The following is a 19,057-nucleotide window of genomic DNA, read 5'->3' as shown; positions in this document are numbered from 1 at the left end:
GTTATGCAAATCAAACATGAATTGGTTCGTGATGTTATTCGCACATGGGCAGTTGGTATCAATCGTGAAAATGTTGGGCGCGCTGTAGCAACTGAATATTTTCTCCTTGGGGGCGGAGATCTTCGGCTGCTGCCGGTGAACGAACCCGGTGCTGGCCATGTTAACCAGCAAAACCTGTTTCGTTGGTTGGATAGTGACACGGACAAAGCAAAAGCGAAGGTTCGCCAGCTGTTGCCCGCAATCCTTAATGCGTTACCTCGACAGCTTAGTGCACGTTTGGTGCTGGCCAACTCAATGGAGTTCCGTGCGATCCAAATGGCCAGAACGGCCCTGGATGATGCGGCGGATGCTTATGTTGCAGCCACAGTTGTTGATGTGGTCAATCACTATTCCAGTGGTTATGTCGCCAATGGGGCAGCAGAGATTTTGCACTGATCTGGAGATGGGTATGAACAGATTGCAGGACCGCTTTCGCAGCGTTTTACAGAGAGATACTCGAGCCCATGTCCCTGCAGCAAGTGAATCTAATCCGCTGCCTGGACAGTGTTACCAAAACCACTACGGGCATGTCGTTAAGGTCCACGCTGTAACCATTAAGGCCGTGATGTACATGCTCGAGGGCTATGGGGAGATCTGTGAATTAAGCCGCGAACAGTTCAAACGGAAATTCGCAGAGGTTCGGGAGTGATTGTGACTTTTGAGAGGCTTAGATGGGCGCACTAATTCAGCTGCTCGACAGGCCTATCGCTTACCAGCCATCTTTTGCCCGCTTGCGTGCAGGGAATATCAAAGTGGGTCCGGTAGGTGCGGTTCTGCTTTCCCAGTTCGTCTACTGGCACAACAGAATGGATGGTAAATGGCTTTATAAAACGCAGGTCGAGATTGCACGTGAAACGGGTTTGAGTCGTGCAGAGCAGGAAACTGCACGCAAACGGCTAGTTTCTATTGGCGTTCTTGAGGAGAGCCTCAAAGGTGTGCCTGCCACCATGCATTACCGGATAGATTCTGACCGTCTCGAAGCTCTTCTCATCGAGCTAACCGAGGAAACACGCCAGATTGCGACAACCCCGCAAACTAGATTGCGGCAACCTCGCAAACAAGTATGCGGGATTCCAGCAAACAAGATTGCGGCAACCCCGCAAACAAGTATGCCGGGATCCCCCGAACAGGTTTGCGGGGATCCCGCAAACTTTCCTACAGGTTATTACTCAGAGAATACACAAGAGACTACACAGAGAGATTGTCAGGCAGACGAGCAGCCTGACGATTTTGATGATCCGGCCTTGCTGGTTTTGAGTCACCTGAATAGAACGACCCGGTCTGAGTTCCAGGAGGGGAAAACGACGATGGGATTTATTACCGGGTTGCTGGAGGGCGAATACGTTGCGAGGGAGTTAATCCTGGTGACGGATTATCTGACCGACTGCTGGGACGGCGACCCAAAGATGGGCCAATACCTCCGACCGTCGACCATGTTCAATCTGGAGAATTTCGAGGGTTACCTGCCGCTGGCGCGCAAATGGGAAACAGAAGGGCGCCCGCCACGAAATGTGCCCGACATTGACCACGAAGAACGGGACAAGGCCTACCGGCGATTTTTGGGGCAGAGTCCGGATCTGATCGTAAAAACTGTCCTCGAAATCAATGTCAGAAAACAGGCATCACTTTCAAATGCCGGCCAGCTTTCACCAGAAGCATCGAGGCGGGTCTGGAACAGGATCTGGGCCGATCAATCGGAGCGAATTCAACAGGAACGAGTATGAAAAACATTCTTGAAGCACTTAGCAAAATGGGGAAAGCCACGGCACGCGAAATGGCTGCTTGCTTGAAAATCGATGTGAGGGAGTTGTTGGATATGCTCCGCGAACATCAAGACGGCGGAGAAGTTAGTCAGGTTAACGGATACTGGCAACTGACGGCTGACAGTGGTGTGAAGCAAAGCGACACGCCTGTAAACGCGCCTAAAAGATCGTATCCGAAACGGGTAAAAACCACAGAGCCGACAGTGGCCCCAGTTGTCATAAAAATCAATGAAACCATACTGGCCGCGCTGATGAATGAACATGGTGCTCTGACTACGGAGAGGATGGCCGCGCTAACAGGCACAACGGTAAGGGGGGTGGCGTCCACACTAGCGAGAGGGGTTAACAAAGGGAGAATTACGCGAGTGAAAAAAGGGAGTGTCTTTCACTTCTCGCTCAGCTGCAACGATGGTACTCAGGTAGAACAAGAAACTGTCGAAACTGCTACCGAAACCGACACTCTGCCAGTCGCGACGAATGCAGCGAAAACCAGTTCGTTCGTTGATTCCATACCGCAGCTGCTTCACGAGAAAAAGCAGCTAATGGTTATGACACCCAAAGTTGTGGCCAGTGAAATCCGTAAAACTAAATGCCGGTTAGTGCAGCTCGAAAAACTTCGTGTTGCAGTCATCAATCAGGCTCGCCTGCAACGCTCTTTGGGATTACTTGAATGACCGATGCTGATATTCAATTATGCCCGAAAGGGACCCGGCCTTTTTTCACTGAGCGTCGCGCCGGTGGGCTCGTAAGGCGCCAGATTATCCTGAAGTGCAACTGCGGTTGCCATCGCGTGGCGAAAATACACAACGACAGTCGTCCGGATAAAGCAAAAGCCCGGGCAGCGGTCATTCAGGAATGGAACAACGACATGGGAGTAGGTGGGTGACCATTGATATGACGGGCTGGGGGTTAGTTAGTGCGTGAGTCTCTGCCCGATTACTCAGCAAATGCCCCGGCCTACGACCGGGGCTGTATCGCTAACTGTTACTGTCCATGGCATTCAGTTCAAACTGTCTTCTGAGCTCTTTGTAAAATGAGATAGCAGTACATCGAAGCTCTGGAGCCATCCAGCTTATATCGAGATATAACTCATCCACTCCGCGAATTAAATCTGATCGAGTAATGAGAAAGTTTATCGGTGACACACCCAGAATAGTGCAGATGCTATCTCTCTCTTTGAGCGTCATTGCCGTTCGTCCGGACATTAAGTTTCTTACCCGGTTATAGGATATGTCACTTAGATGGGCGATTTGGAGAAGCGTAATCTTCTGTTTAGTCATTTCTGATTTGATTAGTTTTACCGCAGGGTGCATGAGAGTTACCTCGTAAGGCATTTGAGCATTTCAGGGCATCTTGGGAGGGAATGTGTATGTATCAAACAATTTGGCCTCGAAAAGAGGCTTTATGCGCATATGTTGCGCAACCTGGCGTTATTTGACGCGTGTCAATTTACAAACCAGAGTCACAGGGTAAGAATGCAATCCATGCTGGCGAGATAAAATCCTGAATAAATAAATTATCGTAGAGTTTAAATTTAGTATCTCGTCATGGTTCTTGATTGTTATCTGGGTTTTGGTTATGAATGAGAATAAAGTGCTAAACGCTATCCGTATTCCTGGACGTTACGAAGTCTATTCCCGCCCTGATGGCACTTATGTTGTACTCCCCATACCCGTCGGCTACATCCTCATGAGTGTTGAATCCAATAGACAGATAGTTAGCGAGAACGCTGCAAACAAGGACTGGTATCAAGTATAATGCAGGGGTCAGCCTGAACAACTGACAACACTTATCGCGCCATCGGAGACCGAGATGGCGCACTATCAAAGAAACCTAGTATTCCTGTCACTGACGTATTCTGGCGCCAGTGTATTTTTGCGTTCAGTGTTTGCCCATGGGGGTGAACAGTGAGAAAAGCAGAACGCGAACACCTTTCCCGTATAGCCTCCACAGGCTGTATCGTCTGCCGCAATCTGGGCTATGGCGAAACACCGGCTGAAATTCACCACGTTCGTAGCGGTCAGGGTATGTCCCAACGTGCCGATAACTATTCTTCGATCCCACTATGTCATCCTCATCACCGCACCGGCGGCCATGGTGTTGCTATCCATGCCGGAAAGCGCACATGGGAATCGAACTTCGGTACCGAACGGAGCCTGCTCAAGCAGATGAATGCAGAGCTGGGAGTCGACGTATGATCAACTCACAGTTACTCGAGTATGCGCGAATTGAACTCACCAGTGCGCTGGCAGACTATTCCGGAGGAACGAAAGGGCAGCTTGAAGCTTTTGCGGAACATCCACCTGCGGATAAGAATATCTACCCACGGCAATTCATGCATAAAGTTGAGCTGGAAGGGGGGCGCAAAGTAAAGGCGGATAACTCAGCTTTGTATGTGATGGAAACCCGCAGTCGCCGCCGGCCCTCTCCGCCAATGCGTGAAGATGAGTTTGCTTTATGCACTTGGCGACGAGCAATTTTAAAATTAAATGAGAGTAAAAAATCTTGGGTGATGTATTGTTATGGTAATGACCTAAGTTATTCACATCAAATGATAATTTGCCAACATTTGTGGAGTAAATATCACGCTCTTAATAGTAGTAAAAACACACCTAGGCTGAGAAAATGTCTTGCAGCCCTTACATGGCTGGCCGTTCAAGATGTTGCAGCAAAAAACAAAAATGTCCAATACAAGGAGTATGCTGCTACTACATTAGCCAGTTTAATGAGTGTGCATCGTGACACTTGGTACACCAACTTTGCTTCTGCCTGGACTGTGTTAAAGGAATTAGCACGCTCACTTGATATGGAGGCGTTGTGCGAAGTAGAACTCACTGTTAGTGAGTGTTATAAAAAAATTGCTGATTATCAAGAGGGCTTATAATGCGGTTAGAAGAGATTGAAGTTTCACTGGATGGGTTTGAACATCTTGATTTGAATAAAATCCTGTCTGGAACAAATTGCGGGCTGTTTACAGAAATAGAGATGACACTTGCCGCTTACGAGGAAAATCCCGAACTTTGCTTGCTTAGGGTTGCATGTTCAATATATTTTGATTCATCTCTTCCTCAATCTCCATTTAAACCAAAGTTTGTTTTTGAAGGACGCAGAGGGATACTCCCAGAAGATTTCAGAGAAGAACAACTTCAGATTCTAAATGAATATTATATAAAAATAGAAAATGCTGAATTACGAGCTCGTTTGGCAGATATATTGTGGGTCACAAAAACTGGCGGAGTTACTAATGCATATGTTGCAATTGATTCATACTTGGAATCAGCAAAAAAGCTAGCATCTAGTTCTGAATCATGTGGTTATACATTTCAACGTATTGAACGAGCTTTACGCCTAAGTAATATGTTTCGCAGAGAAAAACAAAGGCCAGATTTATTTAATAAGGTGTCGGAATTGTTACTTCATGAGTTTGAATTGAGTAAGGCGGGTGGTAATTTTTATTACACCCTAAAACTACTTGCTCTATGTAATAATTTTGGGATTAACTCTGATGAATGGAACTATGAACAATTAATTTTGCTAGCTGAGTTTGCTGAAAAGGCTGGCGGGTTTGATGGCGCAATTAGTGCTTACGAAATAGCTATTGATGTTTCGTTGTCGTTACGTGATAAGGAAAAAGAAAATTCCTGTTGGAAAGCCCTATCAGATTGCCATGTCAAATATGCTAAAAATGAACAAACAGGGCTAATTACTTCGGGGCGACTGCTGAAAGCAATTGATGCCCTTGCTAAAGTTCCTGGGACTAAAAAACAGCGCTTAGAATTATATGAAGAAATGAGAGAGCACCAGGTTGAATCTCTCAACCATCTTGGTCGTTATATTTCGGAAGAACAAGATATCTCCAAACTCGTAGAATATGCGGTTGAAAGGGTTCAAGGTGTTGATTTTCAAGATATCATCTTCAGGTTTGCTACTGTTTCTCAGCCTGTTGATTTGGTCCGTCTTAAAGATGAAACGCTCACGAGAATGCCCTCAAGCTTTACTTGGATGTTTGGTTCTAAGCACTTAGATCATCAAGGTATGACCACTGCTGTTGTCGCTGGTGGGGAAGGCCCTGGTGAAGATGACGTTGGTGGTAAATGCTGGGAAGAAATGATGAAAAATTTACAAATACATCATCAACTTTCTGTTGAAGGGGAAATTATTCCTGCATTAAATGAGATAAATAAAAAGCTTTACATTACACATTCTGGCATCGAGTGTTTTTGTAATAATCATCCTTTTATTCCTGATGGGCATCAGGAGTTTTTTATCAAAGGTCTGTTAGCTGGATTTGAAAAAGATTTTTTGACGGCATGTCACTTGTTAATTCCGCAGGTGGAAAACTCGCTTCGCTATTTGGTAAGGCAAAGTGGAGAAGAACCATCGACACTCCATGGTGATGGGTCGCAAGAAAGAGATGGGATTAAAGCAATGCTTAATCACTCCTTCATAATTGAACGGCTAGGAGTTAATCTAACTAGCGAGCTTAAGATCATCTTGTTAGATAAGATATATGGAGATTTAAGAAATCAAATGTCACATGGCTATGCACCATCTTCAAGTTACAGAGGTTTTTCAGCTGCATATTTTTGGTGGTTGGTTTTGTTTATTATAATGGCTCCTTATTCATCTTCGTGGAAAGAGAAATATAATACAGAAGGTTAGTGGGAGTTATGTTGTGAATTGATAGTATCTAGGTTCTGCTGTCTTGCGAAATGCTACCTCATAAGCACTTGCAAAATCCGACACATTATGACATCGTGAGGGCTAATTTTGATATGTTGCCAAAGTTACAGAAACCCGCCAAGTGCGGGTTTTTTGCGTTTACCGTTCACTAAAAGCGCTGGTGGTCACAAACCTGCATTCATTTCTTGCTGGGTGTTTTGTTAAGAGTTACATGTGTGTCAACACACGTAGACGGGAACAAAAACATGCTAAATCAGCAGGATATGACCAATAAAGCCACGAAGGTTTATAACGCACTGGCGAGTGAACCGGCGAGCGTTGGTGAAATTGCGCAGAACACGAATTTATCCCAGGCATGTTGTCAGCTGATCCTGACTCAACTTGTGATGGCGGGGTTATCGGACTGCCAGAGGGGATGCTACACACGCCTCCAGTAACTGAGGGGGCTTTCTTGTTGTGAAATGGGCGGCTGATGGATGTTGGTAGCATTCCACCAGTCATTCGCTCATGTAAAGAGGTCACAAGCGAATCTGGGCCCACCGCTTTAGCGCTAAAGCAGGGGGAGCCTAGCAGACGGACGCTTACTGATCCATGAAAAATACTGTGAATATAAACAGCGCTGATTTATTCAACGCTGATTGCCTGCACGTTCTTTCCTCACTTCCCGAAAATTCAATTGACCTAATTGTTACCGACCCGCCTTATTTTAAGGTGAAACCTGACGGCTGGGATAACCAGTGGAAGGGGGATAAGGATTACCTGCGCTGGCTGGATAGCTGCCTGGTTGAGTTCTGGCGCGTTCTTAAGCCCGCCGGAAGTCTTTATTTGTTTTGTGGCCATCGTCTGGCGGCTGATATCGAACTGCTGATGCGACAGCGCTTCAACGTGCTGAATCACATCATCTGGGCCAAACCTTATGGTCGCTGGAATGGTTGCAACAAAGAAAGCCTCCGGGCGTATTTCCCGGCGACCGAGCGCATTCTGTTTGCTGAACCTTACGCCGGACCATATAAACCGGATGGCTATTCCTCTAAGTGTGACGAGACAAAGCGCTGCATTCTGACCCCGCTGATTGATTACTTCTGCAATGCACGCCAGGCGTTGGGCGTGACGTCGGCGCAGATAGCCTCAGCGACGGGTAAAAAGAACATGGTTTCGCACTGGTTCGGTGCCAGCCAGTGGCAGTTACCCAGCGAAGCGGACTACCAAAAACTTCAGTGCCTGTTCACTTCGATTGCCCGGGAAAAATTCCTGCACAACGAGCTGAGTACTCCACACCACCAACTGGTTGTTGAGTACCACGCGCTAACCCGAAAATATTCCGAACTGGTGGAAGAATACAAGGTGCTGCGACGCCCGTTCTCCGTCTCGGCGGCTGTGCCGTATACCGATGTATGGACACATAAACCGGTTCAGTTTTATCCGGGAAAACATCCGTGCGAAAAGCCAGCCGATATGCTGCAGCAACTTATCACCGCCAGCAGCCGGCCGGGCGATGTTGTTGCTGATTTCTTCATGGGGTCGGGTTCGACCATAAAGGCTGCCATGCAGCTGGGTCGACGCGCTATTGGTGTAGAGCTTGAAGAGGAACGCTTTAGCCAGACAGTTGAGGAAATTAAGGGCAGGGTAGTTAAACCATAAAAATCACACAGGCTCGCTTCGGCGGGCCTTTTTATTACTTTCACACAGCACCCCGACAACGGAGGTGTGGACATGCATCGTATGAATGAACAATCAGGTAATGCCTTAACCCAGCTATTTGCCTGGCTTGCAGCCTTATCGGCAGCGCTGGGGCTGTCAACTCAGGACCTCGTGTTCATGATTTTTGGTCTGGTCGGCGTGGTTCTCTCACTGGCTTCATTTATTTCTGGTCGGCTGGATGCTCACAAACGCCATAAAGAAGATGAGAAACGGACTGAGTTGCTGGAGAAATACTTCGAGGACGTTCGACAGCTCCCGCCTGATGAACGTCCATCGAGCGTGCAGGTCGTAACGGATGCCATTAACAGGATTAGCACCCATGCTAAATAAAAAAGTAGGGGCCACCGGGATTGTCTGCTCGGTCGGGGCAATCATTGCCATTGTGCTGAGCTCAGGGAATATCCGAACAAACGAGCGAGGACTGGAGCTTATCGGTAATGCTGAATCCTGCCGCCGTGCTCCGTATGTTTGCCCTGCAGGTGTCAGTACCGACGGTATTGGCAACACCCACAATGTGAAGCCGGGAACCCGAAAAACGGATAAGCAAATCGCCAGCGACTGGGAAAAGAACATCCAGGATGCTGAGCGTTGTGTGAATGGTTACGGGAACGGCAAAAACCTTTCAGACAACACTTTCTCTGCGGTGACTTCAATCACGTTCAATGCCGGCTGTGGCTCAATGCAGAAGTCCACTATCTTCCAGATGCTGCGCAGTGGCCAGTATGTGGATGCATGTAATCAGTTTCCTCGCTGGGTATATGCAGGGGGCGTCAAATTGACGGGGCTGGTCACGCGGCGTGATGCGGAGAAACAACTCTGCCTGGACGGTCTATGAAGATGCGCTTCCAGTTGTTGCTCACGCTATTCGTGATTTGTCTGGCCGGTGGTCTGGTCTATTCAGCTGACTACTACCACAGCAAATATCAGGACGAAAAGAAGCGTGCTGATGAAGCTATTCAGGATGCGGAATCAGCCAAAGCTATCACGTCCAACGTTCTGCGTATTGTCGCTATTACTAACACCGTTCTGGAGGCAAACCAGCATGCTAAGCAGCAAATCGCACTGGAGTCACAGAGAGCCCAGGCTGATATCAAAGTGGCTGTTGCGAATGATGATTGCACTAACCGTGCTGTTCCTGCTGGTGCTTCTAAGCGGTTGCACGACTACGCGGACAGTTTACGTAACAGTTCCACCAGTACCTCTACCAGCCAGCCTGACCGCTGAGACGCCACAACCCGCAATCCCTGACCCGCTAACATGGGGCGCAAGCCTTGACCTAAACGTTAGCGTGCTGGCAGCACTGGGGCAGTGCAATCGCGACAAGGCGGATATCCGTCAAATTGAGTTAATCAAACAGGAAAAGAACGATGGAAAAGCCAACCCTTGAGAGTTTCATGAAGAAAGCCTTTGAAGCAGGTCATATCGACCTTCACGCTCGAGTTTATCTGGGCGACGGAAAGGTGCATTTCTACATCCACGAACAAGGGCATGCTAGCCAGACGCTGGATTTTGAAGTGAATGGTAATGAGATTGCTTTAAAAGCCAGTACCTGAAGCCATTACAACGCTCATCTACGGGTGGGCTTGATAATGGTTTACTGCGGCGACTTTTGTTCGCTTGAAACGTGTTGCTTCAGTAGCTGAAGCATACCGCGTGACAGCCAGGATATAGCCAGTAGAAAGGCCACACCAAATATCCAAGGAATATTTGAGCCCCCAAAATAGTTGTCCCCAATTTGTCTGCTCACCGTGAGACAGGTGTATACGGTGGCAAGGGTGTACCAGCAATTAAAAATTTCAAACTTAATAGGTAGCTTGATAGACATATAAAGGCTCATTATTTGTGTGTGTTAAATGACTATCCGCTTGGCTTGAAAAATAATCAATAGTCATCACAAAGGCCACTTACGAGTGGCTTTTTTAATGGTTTTAACTTCAGGTACAGAATTATGGCAAAACCGGACTGGGGGGCTCTTCAGCAGCGGTTCCTGTCCGACCACGCCAGAACGAACATTTCCCCGAGCGAATGGTGTGAATCGCAGGGACTGAATTACGCAACGGCTCGCCGATACATCAAGAAACCTGCTGCACAGAGTGCGCAAAAAACTGCGCAGAAGAAAATGCGCAACTGCGCAGTATCTACAGGTACGGATAACCCCGGACGGTCACCAAAAGACAAGCCCGAACTCCCGGTAAAGCCGACTGTTAACGAACCCAATAATTTCTCCAGCATCCCTGATGAACTGGGGCTCTCAGAGCGTCACAGAGTATTCGCTGAGTATATTGCAGAGGGCAAGGCTCTTGTCGAAGCATACCGCCTGGCAGGCTATCAGGGAGAGGGTGCAACTGCGCACTCCAACGCATCCCGGATGCTTAGAAATGCCAGGGTTAGCTGCGCAGTTCGCTTTCTTCGCGACCAGCGCCAGCGTCGGTTGTCGCTTACCGAAAATGAAATCATTCATCAGCTCTCCTCCATTGCCAGCGCAGACCCCAACCAGCTTGTTCAGTACCGGCGGCTTAACTGTCGTTATTGCTGGGGAGAGCGGCATCTGTATTTCTGGCGGGACATTGAGGAGTTTGATAAGGCGGCTGAAAAGGCCAGCGAAGACGGTAAGCATGAACCCGAGTACGGCGGTATCGGTTTCGTCGGGACGGCGTACCCCAATCCCGAATGCCCTAAATGCAATGGAGAAGGGGAAGCGCAGCTGTTTGTCGCAGACACCACACAGCTCGATGGTCCCGCACGTTGGCTGTATGCCGGTATCAAACAAACACAGCATGGAACAGAAATGCGCATGGCAAACCAGGAAGCTGCGAGGCGAGATTTGCTGAAACTGCTGGAAGCGAAAAAGTCGGGTACTGGTAGCGGGATCGCTAAACGAGGCGTGACCGATTATTCCCCGAATGATTACCGCAATGCCCAGACACAGCTGGGAGATGGTCTTAAGGATCTCGACTGATGAAAATACTGGAGTGGGAAGATTTAGACTTTCCTATGCGTGTTGCTGTTAAAACCCGGTCTGAGAAATCGTTTTTAAACTTTACCAGGTTGTGGTTTGAGTTGTTGGGCGGTCAGCGGATGATGGTTAACTGGCATCACCGCTTAATGGCTTCAAAGATAGATGAACTGATTGCGGGCAGACTGCAACCGAGCAACCTGATAGTGAACATCCCCCCGGGTGGCACCAAAACCGAATTCTTTTCGATTCACCTTCCCGCCTACATCAATATGCTGGTGCAGACAGAAGAACTTATCCGCTTTCGAAACCTGAATATTTCCTATGCTGACTCACTGGTAAAACGTAACAGCCGTCGAACCCGGGACATCATCAACAGCAGGGAGTATCAGGAGCTCTGGCCCTGTAAGTTCGGCATCAATCAGGCGGATGAATGGGAGATCGTCAACGAGAAACTGCGCAATGTTGGCCAGACGGTTTCCCGCTCCAGCGGTGGACAAATTCTGGGTGGCCGTGGAGGGTACGCCGGGCCTGATTTTTCCGGTTTCGTCCTTCTTGATGACTACAACAAAGCTGATGACATGTTCTCAGCATCCCGGCGCGATACAGCCAACCGTCTGCTGGTCAACACCATACGCTCACGCCGTGGTGATAAGTCCCAGTTTCACCCCACACCTTTTGTCTCGATACAACAGCGCCTGCATATGGACGACGCCACTGGCTTTATGCTGCGCGGCGGCATGGGTGTGGATTTTCACCATGTGGCGATCCCGGCGCTGGTCAGTGAAGAGTACATCGACAGTCTGCCGGAACGCTGGCGAACGTTGTGTTGGGCTCAGGTTAAAAATACTGAGTCAGTGGTGGTTGCCGGTGTGCGCTACTGGTCGTACTGGCCAGAAAACGAATACATCGGGGATTTACTCAAACTCTGGGAAAGCGATGAGTACACGTTTCTTTCTCAGTACATGCAAAACCCACGGGCGCTGTCTGGTGGCCTGATTGATACGGCCTGGTTTCAGCGTTATGAGACGCTGCCGGTGCTGCGTCATCGCGCAATATACGTGGACACCAACTCAGGCAAAGTTGAGGACTACAACGATTACACCGTCTTCACGCTGGTGGGTGTGGGAGTAGACGGCAATCTCTACATCATCGATTCAGTGCGTGGTCGCTGGGACCCGGAAGACCTGCTTCAGCAGGCGATAACACTCTGGGAGAAGTGGAAGCCCACCAATCCACGCCAGCCAGCTCGCTTACGTCAGATGGGTATCGAGGATAAACAGGCCGGTCAGGGCTTAATCACCACACTCAAAAAACGCAAAAGCATCCCGCTGTTAGAAATTCCCCGTGGCGCTGGCCAGAACAAACTGGTGCGCTGCCTGAACGTCATCCCGGAAATTAAAACAGGTCGGGTATTCATCCCTGCACTGATGACTGAAGACGGTCGTCGAATCGATAACGTGCGCTATCACGATGGCACGATGGCGGCGCGGACCGACTGGGTATTACCGGCGCTGGCTGAATGCGCTGATTTCTCAGCAGACGACAGTCACGCCAACGACGACATGCTCGACACCTTTATGGATGCAATCGACACCGAACTTATCTCTGGCCTGTCTGCGGGCTACGGAGGATGGAACTAGTGACATGACAGATAAATACGGCGGGAAACCCCGCGTGAAGATGATGAATGACGGGAGCATCGTTCCCACGTTCGACGGTCTGGCCAACGTGATAACCGGTCTGGGTACTGACCGGGACCGCCGCTCTTATAACCGCTTCTCTCTCAGTTCGTTCAACAACTTCAATAACTACTTCGAAATGGAGGCTGCCTATCTGGAGAACTGGATAGCCCGCGCCGTTGTGGATCACCCGGTCGAGGATGCCACACGAGAATGGCGGCGATTTACCGGGGGCAAAGCGGAAGCTATCAGTGACGCAGAAAAGCGCTACGAGCTGCAGGAGAAAACCCAGGAGGCATTTACCTGGGCGGGCGTTTACGGTGGGGCCGGTGTGCTGATGATGACAGACCAGGACCCGGCCAAACCGCTGGAGAGGGATAAAATCAAAAAGGGGTCGCTGAAAAATCTGGTGGTACTCGACCGGACCCTGATATCCCCCTCAACGTATAACCTCAATGACCCGTTGAAAGAGAACTACATGCGGGCAGAAAGTTTTCGCGTGAACGCCGGGACTCAGGAGATTCACCACAGCCACTTTGTCATGGCTTCGGGTGCCGCACTGCCTATGCGTCTGCGTGGAATGAATGCCGGATGGGATGACAGCATTCTGCGGCGCTCTCTTGAAGACATTAAGGACTCCGCTGCGGCGAAAGGCGGTATTGCCTCACTGATTGGCGAAGCCAACATCGATGTTATCTCGCGGGACAATCTCGGTACCGATTTGTCCTCCGGTGACATGGACGAGGAAATCACGACGCGCTTCCTTAACTTCGGGATGATGAAGTCGCTGTTCCGCCTGGCGCTGCTGGACAGCAAAGAAACCTACGAACGTAAACAAATCTCCTTCGGCGGTCTGGGGGAAATTCTCGCGGTGCTGATGGAGTGGACCGCAGGCGCCGCCAGACAGCCTATGACCCGTTTGTTTGGCGTGCAGTCAAAAGGGCTTGGTGACAGCGGCGAGGGTGACTCAAAGAACTACTACAACCGCATCCGGGGTGAGCAGGAAAGTAAGTACCGCAAATTCTTCAGTCCGCTGGATGAAGTGATTATCCGTTCCGCGTTGGGTGACCTGCCCGATGACGTGAAATTCGAGTTCAACCCACTGGCGCTTCCGACTGAAGCCGAAGTGTCCGACCGCAATCTGGCAGAAGCCCAGACCGACGAACTGCGTATTCAGCAGAAGGTGGTGCCGCGCTCCGTTGTATCGAAAAAACTCAAAGAAGGCGGCCAGTATGCCATCGACGATAAATTTATTACCCAGCTTGAGCAGGACGAACAGGCAGAGCGAGACGGGGATTTCCACTTCAGTCTCGGAGAAGCTGAAACAACGGTTGCTGGAGACGTCAAAGTACCGCCGACCGCTCCAGCCGGTGGCACTGAATAGCGACACAGAGAAATTCTATAACGGCCAGCTGCGCGGCATGATCCGCCTGATGGCCAGCAGCGTGCAGGATGTACTGGTGCCGGTGCTGGAACGTTATCAGTCCGTTACCCGTGATGCTGTTTCAACCCGACGCTATACCGCTGACAGTTTCCTGACCGACCTCATCCGGGCCACGCTGTTGCACGCCGCTGAGCGTTTCTATGCTGATGCGTTTGGTTTCCAACAGCGCCGGATGGCTGAACGCGTGGTGAGTCGGGCAGAGTCGGAAAGTTCGGCGGCGTTCGTTGAGCAAATCAACCGGGCGATGGGCGTGGATATTGGCGGGATGATCACCCGGGAAGGGCTGGGCGATTTTTTCGACCTCGCGGTTGAGGAAAACGTCGGGCTGATTAAATCACTCTCGTCTGATTATTTTGACGACATTCAGCAGCAGGTGATGGAAAGCATCCGACGGGGTGACAGTCTGTCCACCCTGACGCGCAACCTGCAAAGCGTGACCGGTGCCAGTTACAAGCGTGCTGCGCTAATTGCCCGCGACCAGACGCTGAAAATTCAGAGCGACACCAACCGCGTGCGGCAGAGTAGCGCCGGTATCAACCGCTTCCGCTGGTCAACGTCACAGGATACGAGGGTGAGCGGCAACCCTGCAGGGAAGTACCCTAAAGCCAAAATCAAATGCTACGTGATATCGCGTGCTGATGTGGGCTACGGACCGGGCGTTTATTTCTGGTCCCGTGGCGCACAGTTCAACGGCGAAACTCATCTTTACCCTGGGCGTGCGCACATCAACTGCAGGTGCGTGGGCATCCCACAAATCCAGGGGCTCGATTACCCATAACCACAGGAAAATGACATGCGGGCAACGGTTACCGACAGGCAGTCTTTCCGCGTCGACTCTCAGCGAATTATCCTCGATAACGGCTATATGTCGGTTCCTGGCCGCGTGGCCCGTTCCGGCATTCAGCAGTACTCGGCGGCAGAGCTGGGGTTAGTGGACAGACCGCCTGACACTTTGATTAATGTCTACCGCCCTCCGGAGGAAGTTTTTAAGGCGGGTAGTCTCGCCAGCTATGACAACGCAGATATCACCGTCCATCACCCTGATGATTTTGTTGATTCCAGCACATTTAAAGATGTGTCGGTAGGTCATGCAACGTCCACAGGGCGGCAGTCCGGGGAGTATGTCGTGGTCGACATGCTGATTAAGGCACAGGACGCGATTGACGCGGTTAATGCCGGTACCGCCGAACTCTCGGCAGGCTACAGCTCTGAGTACCTCCCGCAAACGGGGATCGCGCCGGACGGCACCCCTTACGAATTTATCCAGACCGATATCACCATCAACCATATCGCGTTATGTGACAGCGCCCGCGCTGGCCGTATGGCGCGTTTGTTTGATTCAACACCACAGGAGAACCCCCCAATGCCACACATCACCCTTGATAGCGGCGCTCGCGTAGACGTCGCAGACCAGGCGACGGCCACGCTTATTCAGACCACGCTGGACAGTCTGGTCAGCCGTATCCGCACCCGCGATGAAGAAAAAGAGGACCTGGAGAAAAAGGTCGCCAGTCTGGACGTTGAGCTGGAGAAAAAAGACGACGAACTGGAGGAGGAAAAAGAAAAAACCTCCGATGCTGCCATTCAGGCGCGTGTCGACCAGGTGGTCGATGCGCTCACCGGTGCCAGCCGAATTATCGGTAAGAAGTTCGCCTGCGACTCGATGAACCCGATGGTGATTAAACGCCGTGCGCTGGATGAGGCGGGTATCACATGCCGTAAATACGACAGCTGGCAAAAAGCACCGGATGTTTATGTGTCGGCCTGGTTCGATGCTGAAGAAGAGCGCAAGGAAGAGGACGAAGATCCGGACGACAACGACAACAAGACCCACGACTCACATCGCCGTTTTGCAAAAGACATGACTAACGCCATGACCCGCAACACCGGTGATGCAAATCAGCAGCGCGTCAACGCCCGTCAGAATTTCCTGGATGAGCGCTACGGCAAGAAAGCAGGAGACAAGTAATGGCTATTGCTCAGGACAGCTTTGATATTTTCCGCAGTAACGCCTTTGAGGGGCAGGTGGCCACCATTGAGGTGTGCAAAATCATCTCCCGCATGGTTGAGGGCGATTTTATTCCGTTTGGCCGGGCAGTCATTCGTGGTGCCGGTCGTCGCAGCTGCGCGCCGGTGACGGCGAAAACAGTCGCCAGCGACATTATCGGTTTCACGGTACGCAGCCAGGCGCAGGCCAGCCCGACGATGCCCAACGAGCAGGCCATTTATGCCAGCGGTTACAGCGTCGATTTTGTTGCCTCCGTCATTGAGGACGGACCCATCAAGATGTTGTGCGTGGATGGTGCGCTCGCCGGTGACGTGGTGGAAGTCATTGTGAATGCCAAAGACGATAACCTGGGCCGACTGACTGCCGGAGGTAAGGGCGTCGAGCTGAACATGGTGCGCTGGGTGGATGACGTTGAAGCCGGTTCTGTGGGGGAAATTCGCGTCCACGGTCTGCTGTCGGTCGAAGCCGGCGCTACTCCACCGCCGCCACCAGAACAGTAAAATTTAAAAGAAGAGGAAGAACACCATGCCACGTAATTTTATGGATATGTCCCCGACCGCTGCACTGGGCTTTCTGGTGCAACAGGCGGCGCACATTGAATCGCACGTCTACGAAAAGAAATACCCGCAGCTGAAATACACCGAACTGGTCCCGCTCGACAACTCTGCGGCAGACTGGGTGGAAGTGGTCATGTTCCAGTCCACCGATGCTCGTGGTGAGCTGCAGTTCTTTGGTCCGAACTCCACTGATGTTCCGACCGTGGATATCGCCACCAGTCAGGGCTGGCACGGTATCAAAACCGCTGCGCTGGGTTACACCTATACGCTCGAAGAAATTGGTCGTGCTCAGTTATACGATGTCCCCCTCGATGCGCGCCGGGCGACCGCGGTGCGTGATGTGACCGAGCAGGGTCTGAATAAAACCTATCTCTGGGGCCGTGGTGTGGGGGAAGGACTGTATACCAGTGCTAACGTGACCCGTGAGGCGGCAAAAGCCACGCTGAAAGCCCTGGTGGCAGATATTCCGAAGAACGGGACTCAGCCGATCATCGACTTCTTCGGTAATGCCTATAACCAGGTGTATCTGCATAACACCCGAACCGTTTATCGCCCGTCTGATTTTGTGTTGCCTCCGGAGCAGATGCAGCTCCTGCAGCGCACCATGTTGTCCACCCACAACGCCTCGAACTACACGCTGCTGCAGTTCCTGCGTGAGAACTTCAAAGACATGGCGTTTACCGACGATATCCTGCTGTCGGCCTCGCTACTCGATGACAGTGGCAACCCGCAGGACACGCCACTGAAAGACGACCGCATGATGACCTACTGTAAGGATATGGAAGTGGTCAAAGGTCACGATGTGATGCCCCTGCAATTCCTGGCACCGGCGACCGCCGATAACGTCAATTTCAAAGTCCCGGCCATTACGCGTTCAGGTGGCACTGAATGGCGTATTCCTTCCGCGGCTCACTATGTGGATGGGCTCTGATATGCAGACAATCATTAACTGGACCAAATCACCGGTGGTACTGACCGACGATGATGAAAAGCGCATCACGCTGCGACCGGGCAAATCGCTGTCGTTTAATGGTGACCTGACGGAGCATCCCTGGGTTAAAAACGGCTATCTGGAAATCGGCGGGACCGGCATGAAGGATACCGGGGGAGTGGGTGGCCAGCATGACGATGAAGACGATATTGATGCCGTAAGACTTCGCTATCAGAACATTTTCGGTGAGAAGCCCCATGCCAACACCAGTAAAGCGACGCTGCTCAAAAAAATAGATGAGTGGCAACACCAGGCAGACTAAGCCCACCACCCGGTGGGCTTTTTGTTGGGAGAAAGAAAATGTTTAACCCATTTTTCCCCCCGCACGCCATTTCCCCACGTACGGGGCGTAACTCTGTCGAGATAACCCCCGAGATTGTGGCGAACTTCCGCGCTTACTACCCGGCGTTTGCCGACTCCACACGCTGGCCAGATGATTTGATTGTCCGGGCGCTGGAGGAAGCCGACGCTGAAACCGGGCCGCGCTGGAAAGTGTACCGGGCTAAACCAGCCACCATTAAGGCGCGGGGCATGTACGCGTATGCGGCTCACAGGTTAATCATGTGGAAGCGGGCTGAAGAGGAAGAAGACGCCGGGGCACTCTACGCCGTGTCGTCTAAAAGTGTGGGGGATGAATCGACGTCCTTCGCTGTGCCGTCAGTGACGGCCAATGACCTGACGCGTGACGGTGATTTACCCATGACTCAGTACGGCGTTGAGTTCCTTCGTCTGCGCAGTCGTGCCAGTGCGGGGCCATCCATCGTATGAATATTAATACTGAGGTTCGCGGTGGGGAAAAGCTCGCGAAGAAACTCAAGCAGATCCAGGACCGGCTGACCAGCAAGAAGCGTGTGCTGATTGGGCTACCTGCAGGCACCGGTAATTATGACGATGGCGTTCCCATCGTGGTCATCGGCGCGGTGCAGGAGTTCGGGTCGGCCAATGGACGCGTCCCGGAGCGCTCATTCCTGCGGGTACCCCTTCGCCAGAATACGGACAACATCAAAAAGGGATTCGCGGCGCTATCCCGGCAGGTTGTCCGGGGGGAGATATCTGCGTTCCAGATGCTGGACCAGATGGGCGCCCGCGCAGTGGGTTACTGCCAGGAGGCTATCGAAACCGGTATTGCGCCACCTAATGCGCCATCAACCATCAAACGTAAGGGCAGTGCCACGCCACTGATTGATAAAGGCATTCTGAGAAGCAAAATCACCCACGTCGTGGAGGACTAAA

The 19,057-nt window shown here is 51.1% G+C and carries 24 protein-coding genes; all 24 read left to right on the top strand.

Annotation, left to right across the window (positions count from 1 at the left end; translation table 11 throughout):
• Positions 1–3 precede the first annotated feature (3 nt).
• The gene (locus FH968_RS02080) at positions 4–435 is read left to right on the top strand and encodes a toxin YdaT family protein (protein WP_139876744.1); all 432 of its coding nucleotides are present in this window, start codon (positions 4–6) and stop codon (positions 433–435) included.
• On the top strand, positions 335–688 hold the full coding sequence (locus tag FH968_RS24130) for a DUF4222 domain-containing protein (protein WP_370451452.1): 354 nt from the start codon (positions 335–337) through the stop codon (positions 686–688). The genes FH968_RS02080 and FH968_RS24130 overlap by 101 nt, the downstream gene beginning before the upstream one ends.
• Before the next feature lie 22 nt (positions 689–710).
• Positions 711–1,763, top strand: a complete 1,053-nt coding sequence (locus FH968_RS02070; protein ID WP_139876739.1) for a conserved phage C-terminal domain-containing protein — start codon at positions 711–713, stop codon at positions 1,761–1,763.
• Positions 1,760–2,476 (top strand): DUF1627 domain-containing protein, encoded by a 717-nt coding sequence (locus FH968_RS02065; protein ID WP_139876737.1) that lies wholly within the window; start codon positions 1,760–1,762, stop codon positions 2,474–2,476. The genes FH968_RS02070 and FH968_RS02065 overlap by 4 nt, the downstream gene beginning before the upstream one ends.
• A gap of 1,233 nt (positions 2,477–3,709) precedes the next feature.
• Positions 3,710–4,000 (top strand): Ref family recombination enhancement nuclease, encoded by a 291-nt coding sequence (locus FH968_RS02060; protein ID WP_139876734.1) that lies wholly within the window; start codon positions 3,710–3,712, stop codon positions 3,998–4,000.
• The gene (locus FH968_RS02055) at positions 3,997–4,686 is read left to right on the top strand and encodes a bacteriophage antitermination protein Q (protein ID WP_223271264.1); all 690 of its coding nucleotides are present in this window, start codon (positions 3,997–3,999) and stop codon (positions 4,684–4,686) included. The genes FH968_RS02060 and FH968_RS02055 overlap by 4 nt, the downstream gene beginning before the upstream one ends.
• The gene (locus FH968_RS02050) at positions 4,686–6,464 is read left to right on the top strand and encodes a DUF4209 domain-containing protein (protein WP_139876732.1); all 1,779 of its coding nucleotides are present in this window, start codon (positions 4,686–4,688) and stop codon (positions 6,462–6,464) included. Before FH968_RS02055 ends, FH968_RS02050 begins: the two co-directional genes overlap by 1 nt.
• 266 nt (positions 6,465–6,730) lie before the next feature.
• Entirely contained in the window at positions 6,731–6,922 is a 192-nt protein-coding gene (locus FH968_RS02045; protein WP_139876730.1) for a TrmB family transcriptional regulator, read from the top strand.
• Between the two features lie 154 nt (positions 6,923–7,076).
• Positions 7,077–8,126, top strand: coding sequence for a site-specific DNA-methyltransferase (locus FH968_RS02040; RefSeq protein ID WP_139876728.1), 1,050 nt, complete (start codon positions 7,077–7,079; stop codon positions 8,124–8,126).
• Between the two features lie 72 nt (positions 8,127–8,198).
• Positions 8,199–8,516: a hypothetical protein gene (locus FH968_RS02035; RefSeq protein ID WP_223271263.1), complete on the top strand. Its 318-nt coding sequence runs from the start codon at positions 8,199–8,201 to the stop codon at positions 8,514–8,516.
• On the top strand, positions 8,506–9,021 hold the full coding sequence (locus tag FH968_RS02030) for a lysozyme (protein WP_139876726.1): 516 nt from the start codon (positions 8,506–8,508) through the stop codon (positions 9,019–9,021). Before FH968_RS02035 ends, FH968_RS02030 begins: the two co-directional genes overlap by 11 nt.
• Positions 9,018–9,410 carry a DUF2570 domain-containing protein gene (locus FH968_RS02025; protein ID WP_139876723.1) on the top strand — a complete coding sequence of 131 codons (393 nt, stop codon included), beginning with the start codon at positions 9,018–9,020 and terminating at the stop codon, positions 9,408–9,410. Before FH968_RS02030 ends, FH968_RS02025 begins: the two co-directional genes overlap by 4 nt.
• Complete coding sequence (locus tag FH968_RS23795; protein WP_139876721.1) at positions 9,295–9,573, top strand: peptidase; 279 nt, start codon at positions 9,295–9,297, stop codon at positions 9,571–9,573. The genes FH968_RS02025 and FH968_RS23795 overlap by 116 nt, the downstream gene beginning before the upstream one ends.
• Complete coding sequence (locus FH968_RS02015; protein ID WP_139876719.1) at positions 9,554–9,739, top strand: hypothetical protein; 186 nt, start codon at positions 9,554–9,556, stop codon at positions 9,737–9,739. The genes FH968_RS23795 and FH968_RS02015 overlap by 20 nt, the downstream gene beginning before the upstream one ends.
• A gap of 395 nt (positions 9,740–10,134) precedes the next feature.
• The gene (locus FH968_RS02010; RefSeq protein WP_223271262.1) at positions 10,135–11,145 is read left to right on the top strand and encodes a terminase small subunit; all 1,011 of its coding nucleotides are present in this window, start codon (positions 10,135–10,137) and stop codon (positions 11,143–11,145) included.
• The gene (terL, locus tag FH968_RS02005) at positions 11,142–12,785 is read left to right on the top strand and encodes a phage terminase large subunit (protein WP_139876717.1); all 1,644 of its coding nucleotides are present in this window, start codon (positions 11,142–11,144) and stop codon (positions 12,783–12,785) included. Before FH968_RS02010 ends, terL begins: the two co-directional genes overlap by 4 nt.
• A gap of 4 nt (positions 12,786–12,789) precedes the next feature.
• A complete protein-coding gene (locus tag FH968_RS02000) occupies positions 12,790–14,208 on the top strand; it encodes a DUF1073 domain-containing protein (protein ID WP_139876714.1) in 1,419 nt (472 codons plus the stop codon).
• Positions 14,156–15,046 (top strand): phage minor head protein, encoded by an 891-nt coding sequence (locus tag FH968_RS01995; protein WP_223271261.1) that lies wholly within the window; start codon positions 14,156–14,158, stop codon positions 15,044–15,046. The genes FH968_RS02000 and FH968_RS01995 overlap by 53 nt, the downstream gene beginning before the upstream one ends.
• A gap of 15 nt (positions 15,047–15,061) precedes the next feature.
• Positions 15,062–16,237: a DUF2213 domain-containing protein gene (locus FH968_RS01990; RefSeq protein WP_139876712.1), complete on the top strand. Its 1,176-nt coding sequence runs from the start codon at positions 15,062–15,064 to the stop codon at positions 16,235–16,237.
• A complete protein-coding gene (locus FH968_RS01985) occupies positions 16,237–16,776 on the top strand; it encodes a hypothetical protein (protein ID WP_139876710.1) in 540 nt (179 codons plus the stop codon). Before FH968_RS01990 ends, FH968_RS01985 begins: the two co-directional genes overlap by 1 nt.
• Before the next feature lie 25 nt (positions 16,777–16,801).
• The gene (locus tag FH968_RS01980) at positions 16,802–17,764 is read left to right on the top strand and encodes a major capsid family protein (protein ID WP_139876707.1); all 963 of its coding nucleotides are present in this window, start codon (positions 16,802–16,804) and stop codon (positions 17,762–17,764) included.
• Position 17,765: 1 nt separating this feature from the next.
• A complete protein-coding gene (locus tag FH968_RS01975; RefSeq protein WP_139876704.1) occupies positions 17,766–18,086 on the top strand; it encodes a hypothetical protein in 321 nt (106 codons plus the stop codon).
• Positions 18,087–18,124: 38 nt separating this feature from the next.
• A complete protein-coding gene (locus FH968_RS01970) occupies positions 18,125–18,592 on the top strand; it encodes a DUF4054 domain-containing protein (protein WP_139876702.1) in 468 nt (155 codons plus the stop codon).
• Positions 18,589–19,056, top strand: a complete 468-nt coding sequence (locus FH968_RS01965; RefSeq protein ID WP_139876700.1) for a hypothetical protein — start codon at positions 18,589–18,591, stop codon at positions 19,054–19,056. Before FH968_RS01970 ends, FH968_RS01965 begins: the two co-directional genes overlap by 4 nt.
• The last annotated feature ends 1 nt before the right edge of the window (position 19,057 follow it).

It is taken from the genome of Buttiauxella sp. B2 (assembly GCF_006376615.1).
Classification (GTDB): domain Bacteria; phylum Pseudomonadota; class Gammaproteobacteria; order Enterobacterales; family Enterobacteriaceae; genus Buttiauxella.
Note: the sequence above shows the minus strand (reverse complement) of the source record. Positions and strands in the feature narration are given on the sequence as shown.

What these genes read in the sequence shown, in the direction of transcription:
- FH968_RS02080 (WP_139876744.1), top strand. Translation starts at nt 4, where the DNA reads ATGCAAATCAAACATGAATTGGTTCGTGATGTTATTCGCACATGGGCA.
- FH968_RS24130 (WP_370451452.1), top strand. Translation starts at nt 335, where the DNA reads ATGATGCGGCGGATGCTTATGTTGCAGCCACAGTTGTTGATGTGGTCA.
- FH968_RS02070 (WP_139876739.1), top strand. Translation starts at nt 711, where the DNA reads ATGGGCGCACTAATTCAGCTGCTCGACAGGCCTATCGCTTACCAGCCA.
- FH968_RS02065 (WP_139876737.1), top strand. Translation starts at nt 1,760, where the DNA reads ATGAAAAACATTCTTGAAGCACTTAGCAAAATGGGGAAAGCCACGGCA.
- FH968_RS02055 (WP_223271264.1), top strand. Translation starts at nt 3,997, where the DNA reads ATGATCAACTCACAGTTACTCGAGTATGCGCGAATTGAACTCACCAGT.
- FH968_RS02050 (WP_139876732.1), top strand. Translation starts at nt 4,686, where the DNA reads ATGCGGTTAGAAGAGATTGAAGTTTCACTGGATGGGTTTGAACATCTT.
- FH968_RS02045 (WP_139876730.1), top strand. Translation starts at nt 6,731, where the DNA reads ATGCTAAATCAGCAGGATATGACCAATAAAGCCACGAAGGTTTATAAC.
- FH968_RS02040 (WP_139876728.1), top strand. Translation starts at nt 7,077, where the DNA reads ATGAAAAATACTGTGAATATAAACAGCGCTGATTTATTCAACGCTGAT.
- FH968_RS02035 (WP_223271263.1), top strand. Translation starts at nt 8,199, where the DNA reads ATGCATCGTATGAATGAACAATCAGGTAATGCCTTAACCCAGCTATTT.
- FH968_RS02030 (WP_139876726.1), top strand. Translation starts at nt 8,506, where the DNA reads ATGCTAAATAAAAAAGTAGGGGCCACCGGGATTGTCTGCTCGGTCGGG.
- FH968_RS02025 (WP_139876723.1), top strand. Translation starts at nt 9,018, where the DNA reads ATGAAGATGCGCTTCCAGTTGTTGCTCACGCTATTCGTGATTTGTCTG.
- FH968_RS23795 (WP_139876721.1), top strand. Translation starts at nt 9,295, where the DNA reads ATGATGATTGCACTAACCGTGCTGTTCCTGCTGGTGCTTCTAAGCGGT.
- FH968_RS02015 (WP_139876719.1), top strand. Translation starts at nt 9,554, where the DNA reads ATGGAAAAGCCAACCCTTGAGAGTTTCATGAAGAAAGCCTTTGAAGCA.
- FH968_RS02010 (WP_223271262.1), top strand. Translation starts at nt 10,135, where the DNA reads ATGGCAAAACCGGACTGGGGGGCTCTTCAGCAGCGGTTCCTGTCCGAC.
- FH968_RS02000 (WP_139876714.1), top strand. Translation starts at nt 12,790, where the DNA reads ATGACAGATAAATACGGCGGGAAACCCCGCGTGAAGATGATGAATGAC.
- FH968_RS01990 (WP_139876712.1), top strand. Translation starts at nt 15,062, where the DNA reads ATGCGGGCAACGGTTACCGACAGGCAGTCTTTCCGCGTCGACTCTCAG.
- FH968_RS01985 (WP_139876710.1), top strand. Translation starts at nt 16,237, where the DNA reads ATGGCTATTGCTCAGGACAGCTTTGATATTTTCCGCAGTAACGCCTTT.
- FH968_RS01980 (WP_139876707.1), top strand. Translation starts at nt 16,802, where the DNA reads ATGCCACGTAATTTTATGGATATGTCCCCGACCGCTGCACTGGGCTTT.
- FH968_RS01975 (WP_139876704.1), top strand. Translation starts at nt 17,766, where the DNA reads ATGCAGACAATCATTAACTGGACCAAATCACCGGTGGTACTGACCGAC.
- FH968_RS01970 (WP_139876702.1), top strand. Translation starts at nt 18,125, where the DNA reads ATGTTTAACCCATTTTTCCCCCCGCACGCCATTTCCCCACGTACGGGG.
- FH968_RS01965 (WP_139876700.1), top strand. Translation starts at nt 18,589, where the DNA reads ATGAATATTAATACTGAGGTTCGCGGTGGGGAAAAGCTCGCGAAGAAA.